The organism is Mucilaginibacter sp. SG538B, assembly GCF_013376065.1.
In the GTDB taxonomy this organism is placed as follows: Bacteria; Bacteroidota; Bacteroidia; order Sphingobacteriales; family Sphingobacteriaceae; genus Mucilaginibacter; species Mucilaginibacter rubeus.
In genome coordinates this window covers 394,983-414,888 of record NZ_JABMJI010000004.1, presented here as the reverse complement: position 1 = coordinate 414,888, position 19,906 = coordinate 394,983, and the positions used below count along the sequence as shown (strand labels likewise).

The following is a 19,906-nucleotide window of genomic DNA, read 5'->3' as shown; positions in this document are numbered from 1 at the left end:
AACCCCCAGCGAAACAACTTTTGGCCTTGCTACGGAACATCGAATATTGCCAAAAAAAGCTTATAAAAAAATTAAATTTTCACTTTTTTAACATTTGGCTTTTTACTAACAAATTCGATTTTTTAATGAAATTTTCGTATGGATAACATAATTTTTGATATAAAAATCACAATCCGAATATTTCTCAATTGTTTTTTTCTTTTTTTGAAATTTCAAAAAAAAGAATAATAAAACTGTCAATTACAACCCTTAGTTATACGCCAAAACATGGGTAATGTTTGCGCTTTTTTGATGGTTACTGCAAACAAAAAAATAACGCACTGGTTTAGTGCCTTATAAAAAATAAAAACCAGGTTTGTTGATTTGTGGTGCACTATACTACATGCACGGAAGCCACACCACGACGCTAATACTCTCCAAAAACACCTCGCAATACATCGGCGATCTCCCCAAGGGTAGCATAGCTTTCTACCGAAGTTACGATAAAAGGAATTAAGTTTTCGGTACCGGTCGCAGCTATTCCCAAAAGGTGTAAACTTTTCTCAACATCGTTACTATTACGCTCCCTTTTTAGCTCAGCAATTTTTTCCGACTGCATTTTTCTGATCGCGTCATCCACCCTAAACACATTAACAGGGGCTTCCTCCTGCTGGGTAAACCGGTTAACGCCTACTATAACTTTTTCGCCCATTTCAATCTCCTGTTGGTACTGGTAAGCAGAGGCTGCTATTTCCTGCTGGATATAATCCTGCTCTATGGCTTTTACCGCGCCACCCATGGCATCAATCTTATCTATATACAATTGGGCAGCGGCTTCCATCTCATCTGTCAATGCTTCGATAAAGTATGAACCGGCAAGCGGGTCAACCGTATCGGTAACACCACTTTCAAACGCGATGATCTGCTGGGTGCGCAAGGCTATTTTGGCTGCGGCTTCTGTTGGTAACGACAAGGCTTCGTCATACCCATTGGTGTGTAATGATTGTGTGCCCCCCAGCACGGCAGCCATTGCCTGGTTGCTTACCCTTATAATATTATTAAGCGGCTGTTGTGCTGTTAACGTTGAGCCGCCCGTTTGCGTATGAAAGCGAAGTTTTTGGGCGCCGGCATCGGTAGCCCCCAATTGTTTGGTAATATGCGCCCACATGCGCCTGGCGGCACGGAACTTGGCTATTTCCTCAAAAAAATTACTGTGACAGTTAAAAAAGAAAGAAAGGCGCTTGGCAAACACATTAATATCAAGTCCCTTATCCAGCGCGGCCTTTAAATAGGCTTTGCCATTGGCCAAAGTAAATGCCAGTTCCTGCACGGCGGTTGAGCCTGCTTCGCGGATGTGATAACCTGATATGGAGATAGTATTCCATTTGGGCACCTCTTTACTGCAGTATTCAAATACATCGGTAATGAGCCGCATGGATGGCGCAGGGGGATATATATAGGTGCCGCGGGCAGCATACTCTTTTAATATATCGTTTTGTATGGTGCCGGAGATTTGCCTGAGATCTGCTTCCTGCTTTTTGGCCAGGGCAATGTACATGGCCAGCAAGATTGGGGCCGTGGCATTAATAGTCATGGAGGTAGTGATATTCTTAAGTTCAATACCCTCAAATAAAACCTCCATATCTTTTAATGAATCAATGGCTACGCCTACCTTGCCTACCTCACCCTCGGCAAGGGGGTGGTCGGAGTCATAGCCTATTTGTGTTGGGAGATCGAAGGCTACCGAAAGACCGTTTGTACCCTGGCTTAATAAATAGTGGTAGCGCTTGTTTGATTCTTCGGCAGTTGAAAAACCGGCGTATTGACGCATGGTCCAGGGTTTGCCCCGGTACATATCTTTTTGGATACCGCGGGTAAAGGGGAACTCACCGGGCAATTCACTCATATTTGAAGGTTCGGTATAAACCTCCTTAATTTCGATACCCGATGTAGTGGTAATTTTTTTATCCCTGGCCATAAGCTTAGTATAATTCTTCCATGTCCTGCCTGATGAGCCCAAGTGCCACATCATAAGGGTTATCTTCAAGCTTACTTAAATGCACCAGGATAACCTTACTTAACTCAATTGCTGAAGTATCAGGAGGTAAAGCCTTTACAGCATTATTGATCATGTTAATGGTATCGTCCTTTACCCTTTTTACCACAGTCCAAACCCGGGCGCTTACATAAATTTGCTGCGTAATGTTATGCTGAAACTCGTTGCGCACCTCGTTAACAATAATAGCCTGCAATTCGGCGGCAGTATCGGCCGATCCGTTGAGGCGGATAAGCAAACTTGCAGGATTAACCCTTTCAATAAAAAGTACAACCCTTTCATAGGCCTGTAAACGTAATGGCAGGGTTTGATTACTGATGGTACGCTTTAACTCCAATAACTGGATACTTTCTGATTTATCAAGATATGGTTTAAACAGGTAAAAAGCGATATACACAACGCCTAAGCCCGAAATAGTATATTTTAAAATATCAAACAAAAAAGGTAGAGTGGGCATGTTTATAAATGTTATACAGGGGTCATAAAATTATGACACTAACAAAAATCTGCATTTTACGTTATATTTGTGTGGAATAAATAAAAATAAAGATGAGTATAGCTGTTGAAGCTGCTCCGGTTTCTTTTACACCGGGCGCAGTAAAGGAACTTTTTAAATTAAAAGACCAGCAAGAAATAAACGACGAATTTGGTTTACGTGTTGGTGTTGAGGGTGGTGGCTGTTCGGGCATGAACTATATTTTAGGCTTCGACATGAAAAAAGACGGCGACCAGGAATATATTATTGATGGTATTAAAGTTTTCATGCACAAAGCGCACGGTTTATACCTGGCCGGTATGCAAATCGATTACCAGGACGGATTAAATGCCCGTGGTTTTACTTTCAACAACCCTAATGCTGCCAGCACCTGCGGCTGTGGTTCTTCGTTCTCGGTTTAATTACCCCCGGTTAAAATATAGGAAGCCGTTTCATTGTAAAACATGAAGCGGCTTTTGTTTTGAAGGGCTGCAACAATAACACGGTAAATCATTAAGCGGTATATATATTTAGTTAACGAGTGATATTTAAACCCACTATTTAATATCAGATATCGTTTTCCTGATCCAATCTGGCACCGTTCCATCGCCATAGCCCTGGCTGTTAAACCGTATAACCCCGTCCCTGTCAATAACCAGGCTCACCGGGCACTCATCAACTCCATAGTAAGAAAACAAAGGCATCGAATCGCTAACCACATGGTATTTAAACGGCGACACTTTCAGAAATCGCTCTACCTGTTCAGTTTTATCTAAAGAAATTGCAATAAATACAATATCCTTATTATCCTGATAAGCGTCGACAAGGCGGTTCAGTTCGGGCATTTCATATCTGCATGGCGGGCAGGCAATAAACCAAAAATTGAGCACAACTATTTTCCCTTTCAGCTCCGCAGCTGTAATTACATTACCGTTAACATCTCTCATATTGAAAAAGCTAAAGGTATTTCCCGTTTTAAAAAACCTGGTTTCGGGCGGCTTAATAGCATTAGCCGGCAAAATACCATCGGCAAGCGGGTCACGTTTGGTTAATATAAAAGCAGAGCTATCACTATCATGCTGTACTGGCTTCAACATATAATAGCCTGTTGCCATCAATTCACGCCATTTAGCGTAAGTATATTTCTCGCCTTTTGCATTGGTAACTACCGTTTTTTGATTGAAACCATATTGTTCTATTGGCCGTGTTATTTCAATCTGACCATATGCGCTTGAAATACTAAAAACAAGCGATGAGATAGCAAACAGGATGTAATAATTTTTCATTTTAAGCTTTAAATTCAACGGAAAATTATAACATAAATAGCACGTTACCAAATCGGGGCTTTAGCCACACCAATCACAAAAATTAAGTTAAATCAGCATGTAACAAACTGGTATAATGCTTAGTCATACCAGCAAGTTTTTTATATTTATACCATGCCGGTAAAAACCTCTTACAAAGAAAACATTTCCATTGCATTACAGTCTATAGCCGGCAACAGGCTGCGTACCTCGTTAACCGCGCTGATCATAGCGATAGGTATCATGGCGCTTGTAGGTATTTTAACGGCCATTGAAGGCATCAGGCAGTTCACCAACGATGCTTTCGCCGATCTTGGCGCCAACACATTCACCCTGCAAAACCGCGGCGAGGGGTTGAACTTCGGCAACGGCGGGCACCGTAAAGTGTATCCGGCCATTACTTATGACCAGGCTGTGCGTTTTAAAAATACTTTTAAATTGCCGGTAGCTGTAGCCATTAATTTAGAGGTAATTGGTACCGCGGTAGCCAAATACGGCAATCAAAAAACAAATCCCAATATATCCATCTCGGGCTCAAACGAAAATTACCTGGTTACAGCGGGTAAAAAGCTGGCTTTCGGGCGTAATTTTTCCGCTTCTGAGCTGGAACATGGATCGAACGTGGTCATTATTGGCGATGAGATCAAAAAGAAACTGTTTAAAACCGAAGACCCGATAAATAAATCGATATACCTTGGTACCGATAGGTTCAGGATAGTTGGTGTATTTGCATCAAAAGGTTCAAGCTCATTCGGGGGCGATAAATTTTGCGTGATCCCTGTATTGAAAGCTAAACAGATAGACAGTACCAAGAATGCGTCGTTCACGGTAACTATTAAAGTAGCCAGCCCCGGCGCCCTTGACGCTACCATTGGCGAAGCTACCTCCTTATTCAGAAACGTAAGGGGGCTTAATGTAATTAACCAGGATAACTTTGAAATCAGCCGGAGCGATTCCATTCAAAAGGAACTATCAGGCCAGCTTGCAGGTATTACTGCCGCCGGCTTTGCAGTTGGCATCATCACACTCATCGGTGCCGCCATCGGGCTTATGAACATCATGCTGGTATCAGTAACAGAACGCACACGCGAAATTGGTGTGCGGAAAGCTATAGGGGCAACTCCGGCAATTATTCGCAAACAATTTTTGATAGAGGCTATAGTGATCTGTCTTATAGGCGGTGCAGCAGGTATGATACTGGGCATGGCAGCAGGAAACCTTATTGCTGTACAAATAAGCGGATCGTTTGTAGTACCATGGGGATGGTTATTCTTTGCAGTGGTGTTGTGTACGTTTATCGGTTTGATATCGGGTTACTACCCGGCAAAAAAAGCAGCAAAACTGGATCCGGTGGAAGCGCTTAGGTACGAATAAAAACGATTGCAAAATCTTAGAGGCTGCCTACAAACAAAAAATGTCATTGCGAGTAACCATCAGGGAAGCCTGAAAAAAAACGTAATGACATGTAAAATATATTTTAGCGGTGTTGCGCGTGGGCCGCGTTAGGGATTGCAGTGTAAAGCCCGGAGCGTGTAGAGGGGTTGCGGGCAGGAAAGGCGAGGACTTGCAACGGAAAGCCCGGAGCGTGTAGAGGGGTTGCGGGCAGGAAAGGCGAGGACTTGCAACGGAAAGCCCGGGCCGTAGGCAACGCCCATGTTATAAAATCCATTAGAAAAATACACTTAATAATCAACAACTTACGATCACGCCATTATAGGGAACGAAGCAATCGTGAACCATACAGGGCGGACCTGCTAATCGGGGATTGCTTCGTTCCTCGCAATGACGCTTTTCTTGTTGGATAATACCTGTTTAAAACAACATCTTATTCTTAAGCGGATAGTCGACAAGCAATTTTTCAATATAGGTTGTTCTCAGCGCATCGCCAAATGCCGTGGCGTGCCTTAAGTGGTGCATATCGCTTGAAATGAAGTCTATCAAACTATTATCAACCAGGTCTTCGGCCATTTTTTTTATCTCTTTACCATAATACCCTGTGAGGGATATGGTATTAAGCTGAAAATCCAGGCCCCAACTATGCAGGTTTCTCAACATGTCTAAGTCAAGGTACTGGTAGCGCTCGGGGTGGGCCAAAATAGGTTTATACCCTTTATCATGAAGCTTTTGAATTACACTGTAAGTATTTGGCGGTTGATTTATAAATGAAAATTCAAATAATACGTGGTTGTCGCCCATGGTCATGATCGGGCCGTTCTCTACACGTGCTTCAAACGTTTCGTCAAAATAGTGTTCGGCAGCGGCTTCAACAGGTATATCAATCCCTTGTTTAACCAACTCGGCTTTTAATATAGTAAGCGCGTTTCCTATGGTTTCGGGGGTGTTGCGATAAAAATCTATCATGATGTGTGGCGTGGCGATAACTTTTTTTATCCCCAATTCCATCATCTTTTTTATCAACTCTACCGAATCTTCGGGTGTTTTAGCACCATCATCAATCCCCGGTAACACATGCGAGTGCATATCAACCATGATTCCTTCATAGTTGAGTTTTGATTCCCTTATTGCCTTCTTCTTCTTAAAAAGCCCGAACATTTTTATCTATCGTTATACTGACTGCTGTAATATTGCTGGTAATGTCCCGACGTTACATCATTAAGCCAATCTTCATTAGCCAGGTACCAATCAACTGTTTTTTCCAAACCTTCCTCAAAAGTTATACCCGGCACCCAACCTAAATCATTTTTTAATTTGGTTGCATCGATAGCATATCTCAGGTCATGCCCGGCCCTGTCTGTCACAAAAGTGATCAACTTAGCCGATTCTCCCTCAACCCTGCCTAATTTTTTGTCCAATATACTGCAAAGCAATTTGATGAGGTCAATATTTTTCCATTCGTTATGCCCGCCAATATTATAGGTTGAGCCCGATTTGGCATTATGGAAAATTACATCAATTGCCCGCGCATGGTCTTCAACCCAAAGCCAGTCGCGGATATTTTCGCCCTTACCATATACCGGTACAGGTTTACTTTGCTTGATATTATTAATTGCCAGCGGAATAAGTTTTTCCGGAAAATGGAATGACCCATAATTGTTTGAGCAATTTGATATAACGGTATCCATACCATAAGTATCCTGGTAGGCCCGCACAAAATGATCAGAACCTGCCTTTGAAGCCGAATATGGCGAATGCGGATCATAAGCGGTGTCTTCGGTAAACATGCCGTCTTCACCAAGCGTACCGTATACCTCGTCGGTAGAAACATGATAAAAACGGGTTTGATCATATTTGCCTTTCCAATGCTCGCGGGCGGTATTCAATAAATTTACGGTGCCTACCACATTGGTCATCACAAAATCAAGGGGGTTAGTGATCGACCGGTCTACGTGCGATTCGGCAGCAAGATGGATCACCGCATCTGGATTTTCAGCCGCAAAAAGCTCATTAATAAAAGCAATATCAACAATATCTCCCTTTACGAACTTATAATTAGGTTCATTTTCAATATCCTTTAAATTGGCCAGGTTACCCGCATAAGTAAGCTTATCTAAATTAACAATGCTGTAATCAGGATAGTTTTTCACAAACCTGCGCACTACATGCGAACCAATAAAACCAGCGCCCCCTGTTATAATGATCTTTTTCATTCCCTGCTGTTGATATTAATTGAACGGATTTTGAGCAATATATTTTTCCCACTCCCAGGCCGATGACATCATTTCGCCAATACCCAGTTCTGCCGTCCAGCCAAGTTTGGTTGATGATTTAGTAACATCGCCCCAAACCTGCTCTACGTCACCTTCGCGGCGCGGACCAATTTCATAGTTCAGTTTTTCGCCTGTTGTGCTTTCAAAAGCGTGAATTACTTCCAACACTGAAGTGCCGTTGCCTGTGCCCAGGTTAAACACATCATAACCTTTAAATTCGTCTTTTTCGGCAAGTCTTAACGCGGCTACGTGGGCTTTCGCTAAATCAACTACGTGAATATAATCGCGGATGCAGCTGCCATCAGGCGTGTTATAATCATTGCCAAAAACGGTTATTTTTTCGCGTTTGCCTATGGCAGTTTGTGTAATAAAAGGCACCAGGTTTTGCGGCACGCCTATTGGCAACTCCCCAATCAAAGCAGACTCATGGGCACCCACAGGATTAAAATAACGTAGCGAGATCACTTTATAATTGGTGCCGGAATTCACCATATCAACTAAAATTTCTTCGGCTATTTGCTTGGTATTACCATATGGCGACTGTGCGGGCTGTACCGGGGCATCCTCTGTAACGGGTAATTTTTCGGGCTGCCCGTAAACTGTACAGCTTGATGAAAATACAAAATTGATAGCCTTACCGTAATAAGCTTCGAGCAGATTGATAAGCGAATAAAAATTATTCCGATAGTATTTCATTGGTTTTTTTACCGATTCGCCCACCGCTTTAAAAGCTGCGAAGTGGATGATACCACCTATTTCGGGTTCGGCAAGAGCAAGTGATCTAACGGCGGCTTCATCGCAAAGGTCAAGCTTATGAAATACCGGGGTAAAGCCTAAGATCTTTGTAAGCTGATCTAATATTTTAGGGTCCGAGTTCGACAGGTCGTCAACGATAATGGGGGTATATCCCGCGTTAACCAGTTCAACAACGGTATGCGAACCAATAAAACCCAAACCGCCTGTTACTAATATTTTCATGGTTTAAATAGAGAGTATGTTTGAATGTTTGGCAAAGTAAGCAGATTGTGACAATTCATCCGCTTTTATATTATAAAAAAGGCCAAAAAAATTAATTTCCGGCCTCGTTACCCTTACTTATTGTAATACGTAAAGTCTTTATGATTTATTTCATGTTCGGGCAATGACTTGAAGTACTCTAAGGTGATCTTCAAACCTTCACTCCTGGATACTTTTGGCTCCCAGCCTAATATGGCTTTAGCCTTAGTAATATCCGGGCGGCGTTGTTTCGGATCGTCCGTTGGCAAAGGCAGGCTGATCAGCTCCTGGTTGGTGCCTGTCAGCTTAATGATCTCCTCGCCAAATTGTTTTATCGTGATTTCATCCGGGTTACCGATGTTCACCGGCTGGGCGTAATCGCTGTGCAGCAACCTGTAGATTCCTTCTATCAGGTCATCTACATAGCAAAACGACCGCGTTTGTGAGCCGTCGCCAAACATCGTCAGCGGTTCGCCCCGCAGTGCCTGCCCTATAAAAGCCGGTAATACCCTTCCATCGTTCAGTCGCATTCTTGGACCATAGGTATTGAAAATCCTGACAATCCTCGTTTCCAATCCGTGGAAGGTATGATATGCCATGGTAATAGCTTCCTGAAACCTTTTGGCTTCATCATACACCCCTCTCGGGCCTACCGGGTTTACATTACCCCAGTATTCCTCTGGCTGAGGATTGATGTTCGGATCGCCGTATACTTCCGAGGTGGAGGCAATCAGCATCCGTGCCTTCTTGTTCCGGGCCAGTCCCAGTAGGTTATGGGTTCCCAGTGAGCCCACTTTCAATGTCTGGATCGGAATTTTCAGGTAATCAATCGGGCTGGCCGGTGAGGCAAAATGCAGGATATAGTGCAGTTCACCTGGTACATATACAAACTTGGATACATCATGGTTATAAAACTCAAAGTTCTCCAGTTTGAACAAATGTTCGATATTCCTTAAATCGCCGGTGATCAGGTTATCCATCCCAATCACATGATAATCTTCCTTAATAAACCTGTCGCACAGGTGCGAGCCTAAAAAACCGGCCGCTCCCGTAATCAGGATCCTTTTTCTCGCTGTCATATTGCTACTATTTTACGGCCTATACTGTTATAATAAAACCCATATTCTTTCATCCTGTCCAGGTCATACAAGTTACGCCCGTCAAAGATCACCGGCGATTTCAGCTTTTCCTTCATAAAGTCAAAATCCGGCGTACGGAATACCGGCCATTCGGTCACAATCAGCAGGGCATCTGCATCATCAAGGGCATTGTACCGGTTGGTGGCATAGCTTATCTTATCGCCAAGTAGTTTTTTAACGTTTGGCATGCCTTCCGGGTCGTAGGCGGTAACTGTTGCCCCGGCTGCTAACAGCTCATCGATGATGTACAGCGCCGGTGCTTCGCGGATATCGTCGGTCTCCGGTTTAAAAGCCAGTCCCCACAAGGCAAAATGTTTGCCTTTCAGTCCGCCTTCACCATAATATTCACGCATTTTAACTACCAGCCGTTTCTTTTGAGTTTCGTTCACTTCCATCACCGAGTTGAGGATCTTGAAGTCGTATTTATTTTCTTCGGCTGCTTTGGACAGGGCCTGCACATCTTTAGGAAAACAGCTGCCCCCATAACCAACCCCCGGGAACAGGAAACGTTTGCCAATGCGGCCATCTGCCCCTACCCCCTTGCGTACCATATCTACGTCCGCCCCTACCAGCTCGCACATGTTGGCAATCTCGTTCATGAACGTGATCTTGGTGGCTAAAAATGAGTTGGCTGCATATTTGGTTAGCTCGGATGAGCGTTCGTCCATGTATAATATAGGGTTGCCCTGGCGCACATAGGGTGCATATAAATCGCCCATTACCTGGCGGGCTTTTTCATCCGTTGTGCCGATCACTACCCTATCCGGTTTCATGAAATCTTCTACGGCTACACCTTCGCGTAAAAACTCGGGGTTGGATACCACCGCAAACGGAACATCGGTATTGGCTTTCATCACTGCGGTTACCTTATCAGCCGTACCTACCGGTACGGTTGATTTGGTTACGATCACTTTATACTCGGTAATCAGTTTGGCTATATCTTTGGCCGCGCCGAGTACATAGCTCAAATCGGCTGCCCCATCGGCGCCCGGAGGCGTTGGTAACGCCAAAAAGATCACTTTGGCCGGGGCTATTGCTTCGGCAAGGTTGGTGGTAAAGGTTAACCTTTCCTGTTTAATGTTGCGCAGAAATAAAATATCAAGACCCGGTTCATAGATCGGCATCTCGCCATTCCGCATCTTGTTTACTTTTTCTTCCACGATATCCACACAGGTTACTTCATTTCCCGTTTCAGCTAAACAAGTTCCCGTTACCAGGCCTACATAACCTGTGCCAATTACTGCAATTTTCATAGTGTTAAATGTGTTTTAAATTAAGGTTAGCAATATTTGTATGATCAACCATATAACCAGCTTATTATAGCACCGGGCGGGCCATAAAACTAATATTGTAATTATTGTTATTACTTTTATGCCCGGCTAAGATAATCATTCAGCGTTAAAATTGATGTTATTATATAATATAGGTATCAAATTATATTCCCTTTTTATCCGTTTTGCCTCGCTATTTAACAACAAGGCAAAACTTTGGATTGCAGGACGTAAAAACATTGTTTTTGTACGTATAGATAGCAGTGTTTGGTTTCATTTTGCTTCACTTGGCGAATTTGAGCAAGGAAGGCCCATACTGGAAGCTATGAGAAATTTACATCCCGTAAAGAAAATAGTAATCACTTTTTTTTCTCCTTCGGGATATGAGATCAGGAAAAACACCCCATTGGCCGACTATGTTTACTACTTGCCTTTGGATACCGCCCGAAACGCCCGCAGGTTTATTGATGCCATTAACCCCAAAATTGTCATTTTTACTAAATACGAGTACTGGTTCCATTTTTTTAATGAAGCAAACAAGCGTAACATCCCTCTGTATATCGTATCGGGCATCTTCAGACCCGAACAGGTGTTTTTTAAATGGTATGGCGGTTTTAACCGCAAAATATTAAGCCTGGTAAGCCACTTTTTTTTACAGGATAACAAATCTAAGCAGCTATTGCAAAACATAGGGATTACCAATACATCGGTAAGCGGTGATACCCGTTTTGACCGTGTTTGGGCCAATGCACAAAATCCTAAACAATTGTCCCTGATTGAAGAATTTAAAAACGGGCATAAACTGTTTATCGCGGGCAGCACCTGGCCGCAAGATGAAGCCTTCCTGGCTAAACTGGTAATCCAATATCCCAACTGGAAATTCATCTTCGCTCCGCATGAAATACCGGAAGAAAAGATCAATAACTTGATAGAGTTGCTTCCGGAAGGAAAAGCCATCACGTTTTCACAGCTAAAAACCGAAGCCGAAGGTCTGAAGTCGGGAGATTTTATTAACCAATCGCTTACATCTAATAATCTTCAATCGCTGGTGATAGATAATATTGGCATGCTTTCATCGCTTTATGCTTATGCCGACGTTGCTTACATAGGTGGCGGCTTTGGTGTGGGAATTCATAATACCCTGGAGGCAGCCGCGTTCGGTCTGCCGGTTATTTTTGGCCCTAATTATCAGAAATTTAACGAAGCCAAGGAACTTATAGCCATTAAAGCTGGTTTTAGCATCAGCAATGAAACAGAATTAAAAGATATTGTTGACACACTGGTTAATGACGAGGCGTTTTATAATATTACCCGTAAAAAGGTATTTAATTATGTGAAGGAAAACGTAGGGGCTACGGACATGATCATGAAGTATATCGATAAATAAAAAAATGTCGTTTATCATATGAGGAACGGGTGAGAAATCTTGTACACCCGGTAAGTAAACCATGTATGGTGGATTTGCAGGAAGCAGAAGATTTCTCTTCACGCCCCGCTTCACCCCCTCCGCCGTTCATCGAAATGACAATTTTATAAAAAGACTATTCCATCATTCAAAACAAAACATGGTTGTTTACTGTACAAAAGCCATAAATTCTTAATATTGCCTTAATGGGGTTTTTACATCTGCCCGGCTTGGGCAAAGCACATTTTCACGAGTATGGTACCGGTCAAAAGCCGCTGCTGGCCTTTCATGGCTATGGCATGACAGGGAAGCAGTTTCATGTACTTGATCAATCTATCCTACCCCAATATCATATCTATGGTTTCGATCACTTTTTTCATGGCGAAAGCAGGCTGGATGGCTGGACAGAACAACAGATCGTGGCCGGGATGCCCAAAACCATGGTACGCAGCTACATGGAAGAATGGTTTAAGCTTTACGGCCGACAACGTTTTTCGGTAATGGGTTATTCTATAGGCGCCAACCTGGCCCTGATATTGGTTGAAGAATATGCCGATATGATCGATGATATCATTTTAATGGCCCCTGATGGCCTGGCTGTATTTAAAGGCTTTCATTTTATATTGCATAATAAGCTTGGACGCGCAATTTTCCGTACGGCCACAAAAAGCAAATGGCTGGCGCCTTTTTTAGTTAAAAGCATGAAAACCGTTGGCGCTATTGACGAAAGCCTTTACCGCATAGCTTATAATGAAATTGATACCGAACAAAAACGGCTTGACACCTATTATACCCTAAATTTGATCAGGCAGTTAAAGCCTGATGTGCAGAAAGTAGCACAACTAATCAATCAGCATAAAATTAAATGTTTGCTGATATTTGGCAGGCATGATAAGCTTTTCCCTAAATCGGCGGCAATGCCATTTTTAGGAATGCTCCATAATGCCGAAGTGCATGAAATTGAACTTGGGCACTGGTTGGTTACAAAGGCACTTGACGAGTATTTAGTTAAATAAACATGGTACCTTCGCGTAAAAAGAAATTTTGGAGTAAACTATTCATCCGTTGCGTAAAATGGTGGATCGGTCGTAATTTTAAAGAGGTTAATGTACAGCCCTTTGAGCCACGCCCGGGCCATTCAATATTGCTTTTGACCAATCATTTTAGCTGGTGGGATGGTTTCATTGCTAACCGGACAGCTGTTTATGATCTCAAAAAGCAATTCTACATCATGATGCAGCAGGACCAGTTCGATCAGCATCGTTATTTTCGGTACATTGGTGCTTACTCTATTCAAAAAGGGTCGAGGGCAATACTCGACTCGCTCAGTTACTCGGCCGGGATATTAAATGATCCTGATAACCTCATCGTGATATTTCCACAGGGCGAGCTCTATTCAAACCATGAAACGCATATCCGTGTTGAAACCGGTGTTTATAAACTGATGCGACAGATAAAAGGCCCCTGTCAGGTGGTTTATCATTGTACCCTGATCGATTACTTTGAAAGCCTGAAGCCCCGTGCCTATGTTCATTTGTTTGATTTAGGTGTTGCCGGCGAACTTAGTTTTGAGCAGTTGAAGGAGAACATTAATAACGCGCATCAGCAAGCGTTGAAGAACCAGATCAATATGGAGCACTAATTAATTGACACTAATTTCCTGAATTGTTTCGAATTGGTGCTAATTCCATTTGATAAGCCATCAGCAAAATTCGTGTAATTCGATAAAATTGTCGGCAACATGCAATACATTCGTGTCAAAATATGATCCGCAATAAAGAAAACCTTTTCATGAGCCGTATTGTCCATTATTATATTAAATGGATAGTTAGCAAAACGTTTCATGAGCTATTGTTTAACGATATTGTGATTGATGAAAACAAGTCGGTGCTGCTGATAGGCAACCATTTTAGTTTTTGGGATGGGTTGATATTATACTGCGTAAACGATAAATTGCTGAAGAAAAAGTTACATGTCATGATCCTGGAAGAGACTGCCCGTAACGAGCGCTTCCTGAAATATGTGGGTGCTTTTTCGGTAAAAAAAGATTCAAAAAGTATCATCCAATCACTTGACTATGCTGCCGGATTGCTTACCGATCCCGCAAATTTGGTTTTGATGTTTCCGCAGGGCAAACTGTACGCTAACTTTGTTACCAGCATAAACTTTGAAAAAGGGGTTATGAGAATCATTGAAAAAGCAAACGGGAATTTCCAGCTCGTTTTTGCTTCAACTTTTATTCAGTACTTTAAACATAAAAAGGCAACGGCAACCGTTTATTTAAAAAACGAACCAGAAAATTACACCGGTAAAAGCATAAGTAAATTACAAGAGGCTTACCAAAGGCATTATGAAGCCTCCAAAGCGCTGCAAACCGAATTTGATATATAAAAAGTGACCATAGCTATATTAATAACCCTCTTTTTTATCATACTCAGGTTTGCAGTAACGCTATTCAATTATATCTCCAACCCTAAGCTGCCCCATATAGGGCGGTATTATTCGGATAAAGTTTCTATCCTGATCCCTGCACGCAACGAGGCCGAAAACATATTAACCCTGTTAAATTCCATTCATCAGCAGGATTATAACAACTACGAGGTTATTATTTATGACGATGATTCAAGCGATGATACTTATCATGTTTGTACTGAATTTGCCGCCGGTCACCCTCATTTCAGGGTGTTAAAGGGAGGTAAATTACCGGATGGCTGGATGGGAAAAAATTACGCCTGCCATCAAATGGCTAAACAGGCCGATGGTAAATACCTGCTGTTTTTGGATGCTGACGAACAAGTTAGTAACCGCCTTATCAACAGCGCGGTACACCGTATGCATTTGCACCAGCTGGGTTTACTAAGCCTGTTCAGCAATCAAACCATGCTTACCTTTGGCGAGAACCTGGTAGTACCTCTCATGCATTTCATATTGCTAAACCTGCTGCCTTTACGCCTGGTATATATATTAAAAAACGCCTCAGTAGCAGCCGCCAGCGGGCAGTTTATGTTGTTTGATGCTGCTATTTATCACAAACACCAATGGCACAAAGCAGTAAAAAACAAGGTGGTGGAAGATGTGGAGATCATGCGCCTCATAAAAGCGGAGCGTTATAATGGCGAGGCCCTGCTGGCCAACGGCATGATCAGCTGCCGTATGTACCGGGGATATGGCGAAGCTATAAACGGGTTCAGTAAAAATTTCCTGGCGGCTTTTAACTATAGCATCATTGGTTTTTTGGTGTACATTACCATCACTATTGCCGGTCCGCTGATTATCCTGACAACCCTGAACATGCCGCTGATATTTTTTACCGCAGGGCTGATTTTTCTTACGCGGATCATGATCTCCCTTTCGGCCGGTCAAAAAGCGGAGTATAACATCCTTTTACATCCTGCCCAAATGTTTAGCCTGCTTGTCGTAGCTGTTTTATCCATCCAAAGGTATCTCACCAAAACCACGATGTGGAAAGGGCGAAAAATTTGAGACCCATAGCATCCGATAATTCTGACTGGCCAAAAAACAAGATCTGTATCATAGTTATTTTCCTGTTTCATTTGGTAGGGTTGGCAGGCTTTATTATCCCCTCATTAACCGTATTATTTATAACCCTGGTACCATGGCATTTACTATTGATGCTCGGGATTATCGTTTATAGTTATGACAATTTTGACAGCAGGTTTCTGCTGTTTGCATTGACCGCCTTCGGCATCGGCTTCCTGGCCGAATACATCGGTGTACATACCGGTTGGCTCTTCGGGCATTATCAATATGGCAGAACACTTGGCATTAAACTATTTGAAATTCCCCTGATGATAGGGGTAAATTGGTTCCTGCTGGTCTATGCCGCGGGCATTACCCTGCAGCGAAGCCGCCTAAAAAGCACATTAGTAAGGATACTTTCAGGAGCTACGATCCTTACCTTGCTCGATGTACTGATTGAGCCTATTGCCATACATTTTGATTACTGGCATTGGCTGGATGCCGGCGTTCCGTTTAAAAACTATGTTTGTTGGTTTGCGCTGAGTGCATTGCTGCTTTTTATATTTGAGCAGTTTAAATTTAAGCGGCAAGCTATTGTTGGTCCGGCATTACTGATTGCACAATTTGTATTTTTTGCTGTCTTGAATTTGATGTATTGAGCTAAGGGATCAACTATTTAGTGATATAATAATCATCAAAATCAACGCAATCATTACCATCAACGGTTATTTTTGCCGTAAATTTGCAACACCATGGGAGATTATCAGTTAAAGGTTACTATTGATCAGGATTCGGGCTTTTGCTTTGGGGTGGTTTATGCCATTGATATGGCCGAGGAGATTTTAGAAGAAGATGGCTACCTGTACTGCCTTGGCGATATTGTGCATAATGACGAGGAAGTTGAACGCCTTAAAGCAAAAGGCCTGCGTATCATTGAACACGACCAGCTTAAAGATCTCCGTAATGAAAAGGTGCTCATCCGTGCCCATGGTGAAGCTCCCGACACCTACCGTACGGCTTTAGAGAATAACATCACCCTTATTGATGCCTCATGTCCGGTAGTGCTTAAACTACAAAACCGCATCAAAACCTCATATGACTCGAACGAGAAGATCCTGATTTTTGGCAAGCACGGTCATGCAGAAGTGGTTGGCCTGCAGGGACAAACCAATAATGAGGCGATAGTTTTCCAGGATATTGCCGAGCTTGACAATGTAGAATTACCGCACAACATTACGTTGTATAGCCAAACCACCAAGAGTATGGATAAATTCTACTCGGTTAAAGATGAGCTTATTTCACGCGGCTACGCCCTTAAGGCTAATGATACTATTTGCCGCCAGGTAAGTAACCGGGATAAAGACCTGCCCAAATTTGCAACGCGCTTTGATAAGATTGTTTTTGTATCGGGCAAAAAATCATCAAACGGTAAGGTATTGTATGAAGTATGCCGCAAGCACAATCCCAATACTTACTTCATATCCTCAACCGACGAACTGGATAAAAACATGTTTGCACCAAATGATACCATTGGTATTGCCGGTGCAACATCAACCCCCATGTGGCTGATGCAGAAAGTAAAAGCCACTATAGAAAGCTTTTAACAGCACGCTTTTTGCTGTAATAGGTAACATGCAAAAAAGTCCGTCAAATACTGGTTTATTTGTAGCCGCGCTGGTAATTGGCTGTTGGGTAACAAGCATTACATTACTGATGCAATGGCATTTCAGTTTCAGCAATCCTCTTGTTTATGTACTGATGCTGGTGCAAATGCACCTTTATACCGGGCTGTTCATCACCGCACATGATGCTATGCATGGTACAGTTTCGCCTGATAAGGGCTTAAATAACTTTGTGGGTTACCTCAGCACGTTCCTATATGCCTCGTTCTGGTACCCGCAATTGTACACTAAACACCACAGGCACCATAGCCACGTACATACCCATGAAGATCCGGATTATCATCAGGGCAGCTTTTTTGCATGGTATGCACAATTTATCCGCAATTACCTGTCCATATGGCAAATTGTGGTGATGGCTGTTGTATTTAATATCCTGAAGATCTGGATCCCACAGCCAAACCTGATCATGTTTTGGGTTGTACCATCATTACTGAGCACATTACAGTTATTTTACTTTGGTACGTACCAACCGCATAAAGGCGAACACGATAACCGGCACTTTGCCCGGAGCCAACGCCGTAATCATTTGGCTGCATTTTTTAGCTGCTATTTTTTTGGTTATCATTATGAGCACCATGAATCGCCTGGTGTACCGTGGTGGAGATTGTGGAAAGCTCCGTTGCCGAAAAGCAGAGATTAACCAATCCATAATCCGCTGCTCGTCATCGTATCCACTATTAAGCTCGGAAAAAATCGTAATGACACATAAAATATATTTAGGGATGTTGCGCGGGGCAGCGTTAGGGATTGCAGCGGAAAACCCACAGCCTTGTGCAAGCCTCAGTGCGTACAGACAAGGCGAGGATTTGCAGCGTAAAGCCCGGGCCGCAGGCAACGCCCACATCATGAAACCCATTCAAAAAAGCCTTAATAATCAACACATTACAATCACATCATAATAAAAAAACGAAACAATCCCCACAAACAGACAGGTAATCGTGCAAATCTCCCTGCAAAGCTGGAAATTGCTTCGTCCCCTATAATAACGGGAGTATACTGTGACAGGGAATAAATAAACCTTACACCTCATTTATTTGTAAATTGTGACCACCGTCATAACTTACGGGGCATTTTTTGCTATTTTTGCGCCTACAGTTATGGCTAAAAAAGGAATTTTACTGATTAACCTGGGCACCCCGGATAGCCCCAGCACAGCAGATGTAAAGCGTTATTTAAATGAATTTTTGATGGATCCGCGGGTTATTGATATCGGGGCCATTTCACGTACCCTTTTAGTTAAAGGCCTTATTGTTCCGTTCAGGGCGCCTAAATCGGCCAAATTGTACCAGGCCATCTGGGATCCTAAAACAGGCTCACCGCTGTTACACTACAGCATTTTACAACAGCGGGCCTTGCAACAGCGCCTTGGCGATGACTATATGGTTGAGCTGGCTATGCGTTACCAAAACCCTTCTATCGAATCGGCTTTGGAGAAACTGAAGGCAGCCCTCGTTGAAAGTATCCAGGTAATCCCTTTGTTTCCGCAATATGCCTCGGCCAGTACCGGGTCTGTTTATGAAAAGGTGATGGACATTGTTGGCAAATGGCCAACATCGCCAAATATTACGTTCATCAACTCTTTCCATGATAATGAGCTGATGATTGAAACTTTTGCTGATAACGCTCAAAAATATAATCCTGAAACGTACGATCATGTTTTATTTAGCTTTCACGGACTGCCGCAAAGGCAACTGATTAAAGCCGATCATACTCATAATACCTGCCTTAAATCTGCAGGCTGCTGTGAAACGCTTACTGATGCCAACAGGTTTTGCTATTCGGCACAATCGCACCATACCGCGAAACTGATAGCTGAAAAAATGGGCATTCCGAAAGAGAAATATACCATCTGCTTTCAATCGCGCCTGGGCAACGACCCATGGGTGCAGCCTTACACCAGCGAAATTGTAGCCAAACTGGCCGGCGAAGGTAAAAAACGTCTCCTGGTATTTTGTCCCGCCTTTGTAGCCGACTGCCTTGAAACCGTATATGAAGTAACTACCGAATATGGTGACGAATTTAAAGCCCTCGGCGGTGAGCATGTGCAACTGGTTGAGAGTTTGAATGATGCACCTAAATTTATTGATGCCTTAGTGCAGATGGTAAAGCCTTTTTAGGAAAACTCCCCTGTTGAATATAATTATTGCCTAACGGAGCTGTTTTATAGCATACGTTAGGCTTTTTTTATTGTATAAAAAAAGCATCTGCCCATTGCTGAACAGATGCTGTACGATTTTTATATAATTGATAGTTTAACCTACTTTTACATTTACCGCATTTAAGCCTTTTTTGCCTTGCTCTACATCGTAGGTAACGCTATCGTTTTCACGGATAGTGTCGATCAGGCCTGATACGTGTACAAAAACTTCGGCACCACCATTAGTTGGCGTAATAAATCCGAAACCTTTGGTTTCATTAAAGAATTTTACTGTTCCTTGCATTATATTTTTA

20 protein-coding genes are annotated in these 19,906 nt (G+C 42.8%); 11 read left to right on the top strand and 9 right to left on the bottom strand.

Annotation, left to right across the window (positions count from 1 at the left end; translation table 11 throughout):
• Positions 1-406: 406 nt before the first annotated feature.
• Both FHW88_RS22790 and FHW88_RS22785 read right to left on the bottom strand, forming a co-directional pair.
• Positions 407-1,957, bottom strand: coding sequence for a methylmalonyl-CoA mutase (locus FHW88_RS22790; RefSeq protein ID WP_176628016.1), 1,551 nt, complete (start codon positions 1,955-1,957; stop codon positions 407-409).
• Positions 1,958-1,961: 4 nt separating this feature from the next.
• The gene (locus tag FHW88_RS22785) at positions 1,962-2,492 is read right to left on the bottom strand and encodes a hypothetical protein (protein ID WP_176628015.1); all 531 of its coding nucleotides are present in this window, start codon (positions 2,490-2,492) and stop codon (positions 1,962-1,964) included.
• A 92-nt stretch (positions 2,493-2,584) separates the two neighbouring features.
• Here FHW88_RS22785 and FHW88_RS22780 point away from each other — a divergent pair, with 92 nt between their 5' ends.
• Positions 2,585-2,932 (top strand): HesB/IscA family protein, encoded by a 348-nt coding sequence (locus FHW88_RS22780; RefSeq protein ID WP_090528835.1) that lies wholly within the window; start codon positions 2,585-2,587, stop codon positions 2,930-2,932.
• Between the two features lie 135 nt (positions 2,933-3,067).
• On the opposite strand, the gene FHW88_RS22775 is transcribed toward FHW88_RS22780, so the two are convergent.
• Positions 3,068-3,796, bottom strand: a complete 729-nt coding sequence (locus FHW88_RS22775) for a TlpA family protein disulfide reductase (RefSeq protein ID WP_176628014.1) — start codon at positions 3,794-3,796, stop codon at positions 3,068-3,070.
• Positions 3,797-3,949: 153 nt separating this feature from the next.
• Between FHW88_RS22775 and FHW88_RS22770 the strand changes: the two genes are divergently transcribed.
• Complete coding sequence (locus tag FHW88_RS22770; protein ID WP_090528841.1) at positions 3,950-5,188, top strand: ABC transporter permease; 1,239 nt, start codon at positions 3,950-3,952, stop codon at positions 5,186-5,188.
• 438 nt (positions 5,189-5,626) lie between these two features.
• On the opposite strand, the gene FHW88_RS22765 is transcribed toward FHW88_RS22770, so the two are convergent.
• From FHW88_RS22765 to FHW88_RS22745, 5 genes are all read right to left on the bottom strand, one after another.
• The gene (locus tag FHW88_RS22765; protein WP_090528842.1) at positions 5,627-6,367 is read right to left on the bottom strand and encodes a tyrosine-protein phosphatase; all 741 of its coding nucleotides are present in this window, start codon (positions 6,365-6,367) and stop codon (positions 5,627-5,629) included.
• A 2-nt stretch (positions 6,368-6,369) separates the two neighbouring features.
• Positions 6,370-7,422: a dTDP-glucose 4,6-dehydratase gene (gene rfbB / locus FHW88_RS22760; RefSeq protein WP_176628013.1), complete on the bottom strand. Its 1,053-nt coding sequence runs from the start codon at positions 7,420-7,422 to the stop codon at positions 6,370-6,372.
• Positions 7,423-7,437: 15 nt separating this feature from the next.
• Positions 7,438-8,460, bottom strand: coding sequence for a UDP-glucose 4-epimerase GalE (gene galE, locus FHW88_RS22755; RefSeq protein WP_176628012.1), 1,023 nt, complete (start codon positions 8,458-8,460; stop codon positions 7,438-7,440).
• 113 nt (positions 8,461-8,573) lie between these two features.
• The gene (locus FHW88_RS22750) at positions 8,574-9,557 is read right to left on the bottom strand and encodes a UDP-glucuronic acid decarboxylase family protein (RefSeq protein ID WP_090528849.1); all 984 of its coding nucleotides are present in this window, start codon (positions 9,555-9,557) and stop codon (positions 8,574-8,576) included.
• Positions 9,554-10,870, bottom strand: a complete 1,317-nt coding sequence (locus FHW88_RS22745; RefSeq protein ID WP_090528852.1) for a UDP-glucose dehydrogenase family protein — start codon at positions 10,868-10,870, stop codon at positions 9,554-9,556. Before FHW88_RS22745 ends, FHW88_RS22750 begins: the two co-directional genes overlap by 4 nt.
• 154 nt (positions 10,871-11,024) lie before the next feature.
• On the opposite strand from FHW88_RS22745, the gene FHW88_RS22740 reads away from it, so the two are divergent.
• The 9 genes from FHW88_RS22740 (at position 11,025) to hemH (ending at position 19,572) form a co-directional block, all read left to right on the top strand.
• Positions 11,025-12,275, top strand: a complete 1,251-nt coding sequence (locus FHW88_RS22740; RefSeq protein ID WP_317171378.1) for a glycosyltransferase N-terminal domain-containing protein — start codon at positions 11,025-11,027, stop codon at positions 12,273-12,275.
• Positions 12,276-12,499: 224 nt separating this feature from the next.
• Positions 12,500-13,309, top strand: a complete 810-nt coding sequence (locus tag FHW88_RS22735; RefSeq protein WP_176628010.1) for an alpha/beta fold hydrolase — start codon at positions 12,500-12,502, stop codon at positions 13,307-13,309.
• Between the two features lie 2 nt (positions 13,310-13,311).
• Complete coding sequence (locus FHW88_RS22730; RefSeq protein WP_112652761.1) at positions 13,312-13,935, top strand: lysophospholipid acyltransferase family protein; 624 nt, start codon at positions 13,312-13,314, stop codon at positions 13,933-13,935.
• A gap of 122 nt (positions 13,936-14,057) precedes the next feature.
• The gene (locus FHW88_RS22725) at positions 14,058-14,684 is read left to right on the top strand and encodes a 1-acyl-sn-glycerol-3-phosphate acyltransferase (protein WP_176628009.1); all 627 of its coding nucleotides are present in this window, start codon (positions 14,058-14,060) and stop codon (positions 14,682-14,684) included.
• A gap of 3 nt (positions 14,685-14,687) precedes the next feature.
• Positions 14,688-15,776 carry a glycosyltransferase gene (locus FHW88_RS22720; RefSeq protein ID WP_176628008.1) on the top strand — a complete coding sequence of 363 codons (1,089 nt, stop codon included), beginning with the start codon at positions 14,688-14,690 and terminating at the stop codon, positions 15,774-15,776.
• Positions 15,755-16,432: a carotenoid biosynthesis protein gene (locus tag FHW88_RS22715; RefSeq protein ID WP_176628007.1), complete on the top strand. Its 678-nt coding sequence runs from the start codon at positions 15,755-15,757 to the stop codon at positions 16,430-16,432. The genes FHW88_RS22720 and FHW88_RS22715 overlap by 22 nt, the downstream gene beginning before the upstream one ends.
• 93 nt (positions 16,433-16,525) lie before the next feature.
• The gene (locus FHW88_RS22710; protein WP_176628006.1) at positions 16,526-17,377 is read left to right on the top strand and encodes a 4-hydroxy-3-methylbut-2-enyl diphosphate reductase; all 852 of its coding nucleotides are present in this window, start codon (positions 16,526-16,528) and stop codon (positions 17,375-17,377) included.
• 28 nt (positions 17,378-17,405) lie between these two features.
• A complete protein-coding gene (locus FHW88_RS22705; RefSeq protein ID WP_176628005.1) occupies positions 17,406-18,095 on the top strand; it encodes a fatty acid desaturase in 690 nt (229 codons plus the stop codon).
• Between the two features lie 457 nt (positions 18,096-18,552).
• A complete protein-coding gene (gene hemH, locus FHW88_RS22700) occupies positions 18,553-19,572 on the top strand; it encodes a ferrochelatase (RefSeq protein WP_090529663.1) in 1,020 nt (339 codons plus the stop codon).
• A gap of 135 nt (positions 19,573-19,707) precedes the next feature.
• On the opposite strand, the gene FHW88_RS22695 is transcribed toward hemH, so the two are convergent.
• The gene (locus FHW88_RS22695) at positions 19,708-19,899 is read right to left on the bottom strand and encodes a cold-shock protein (RefSeq protein WP_090528875.1); all 192 of its coding nucleotides are present in this window, start codon (positions 19,897-19,899) and stop codon (positions 19,708-19,710) included.
• Positions 19,900-19,906 lie beyond the last annotated feature (7 nt).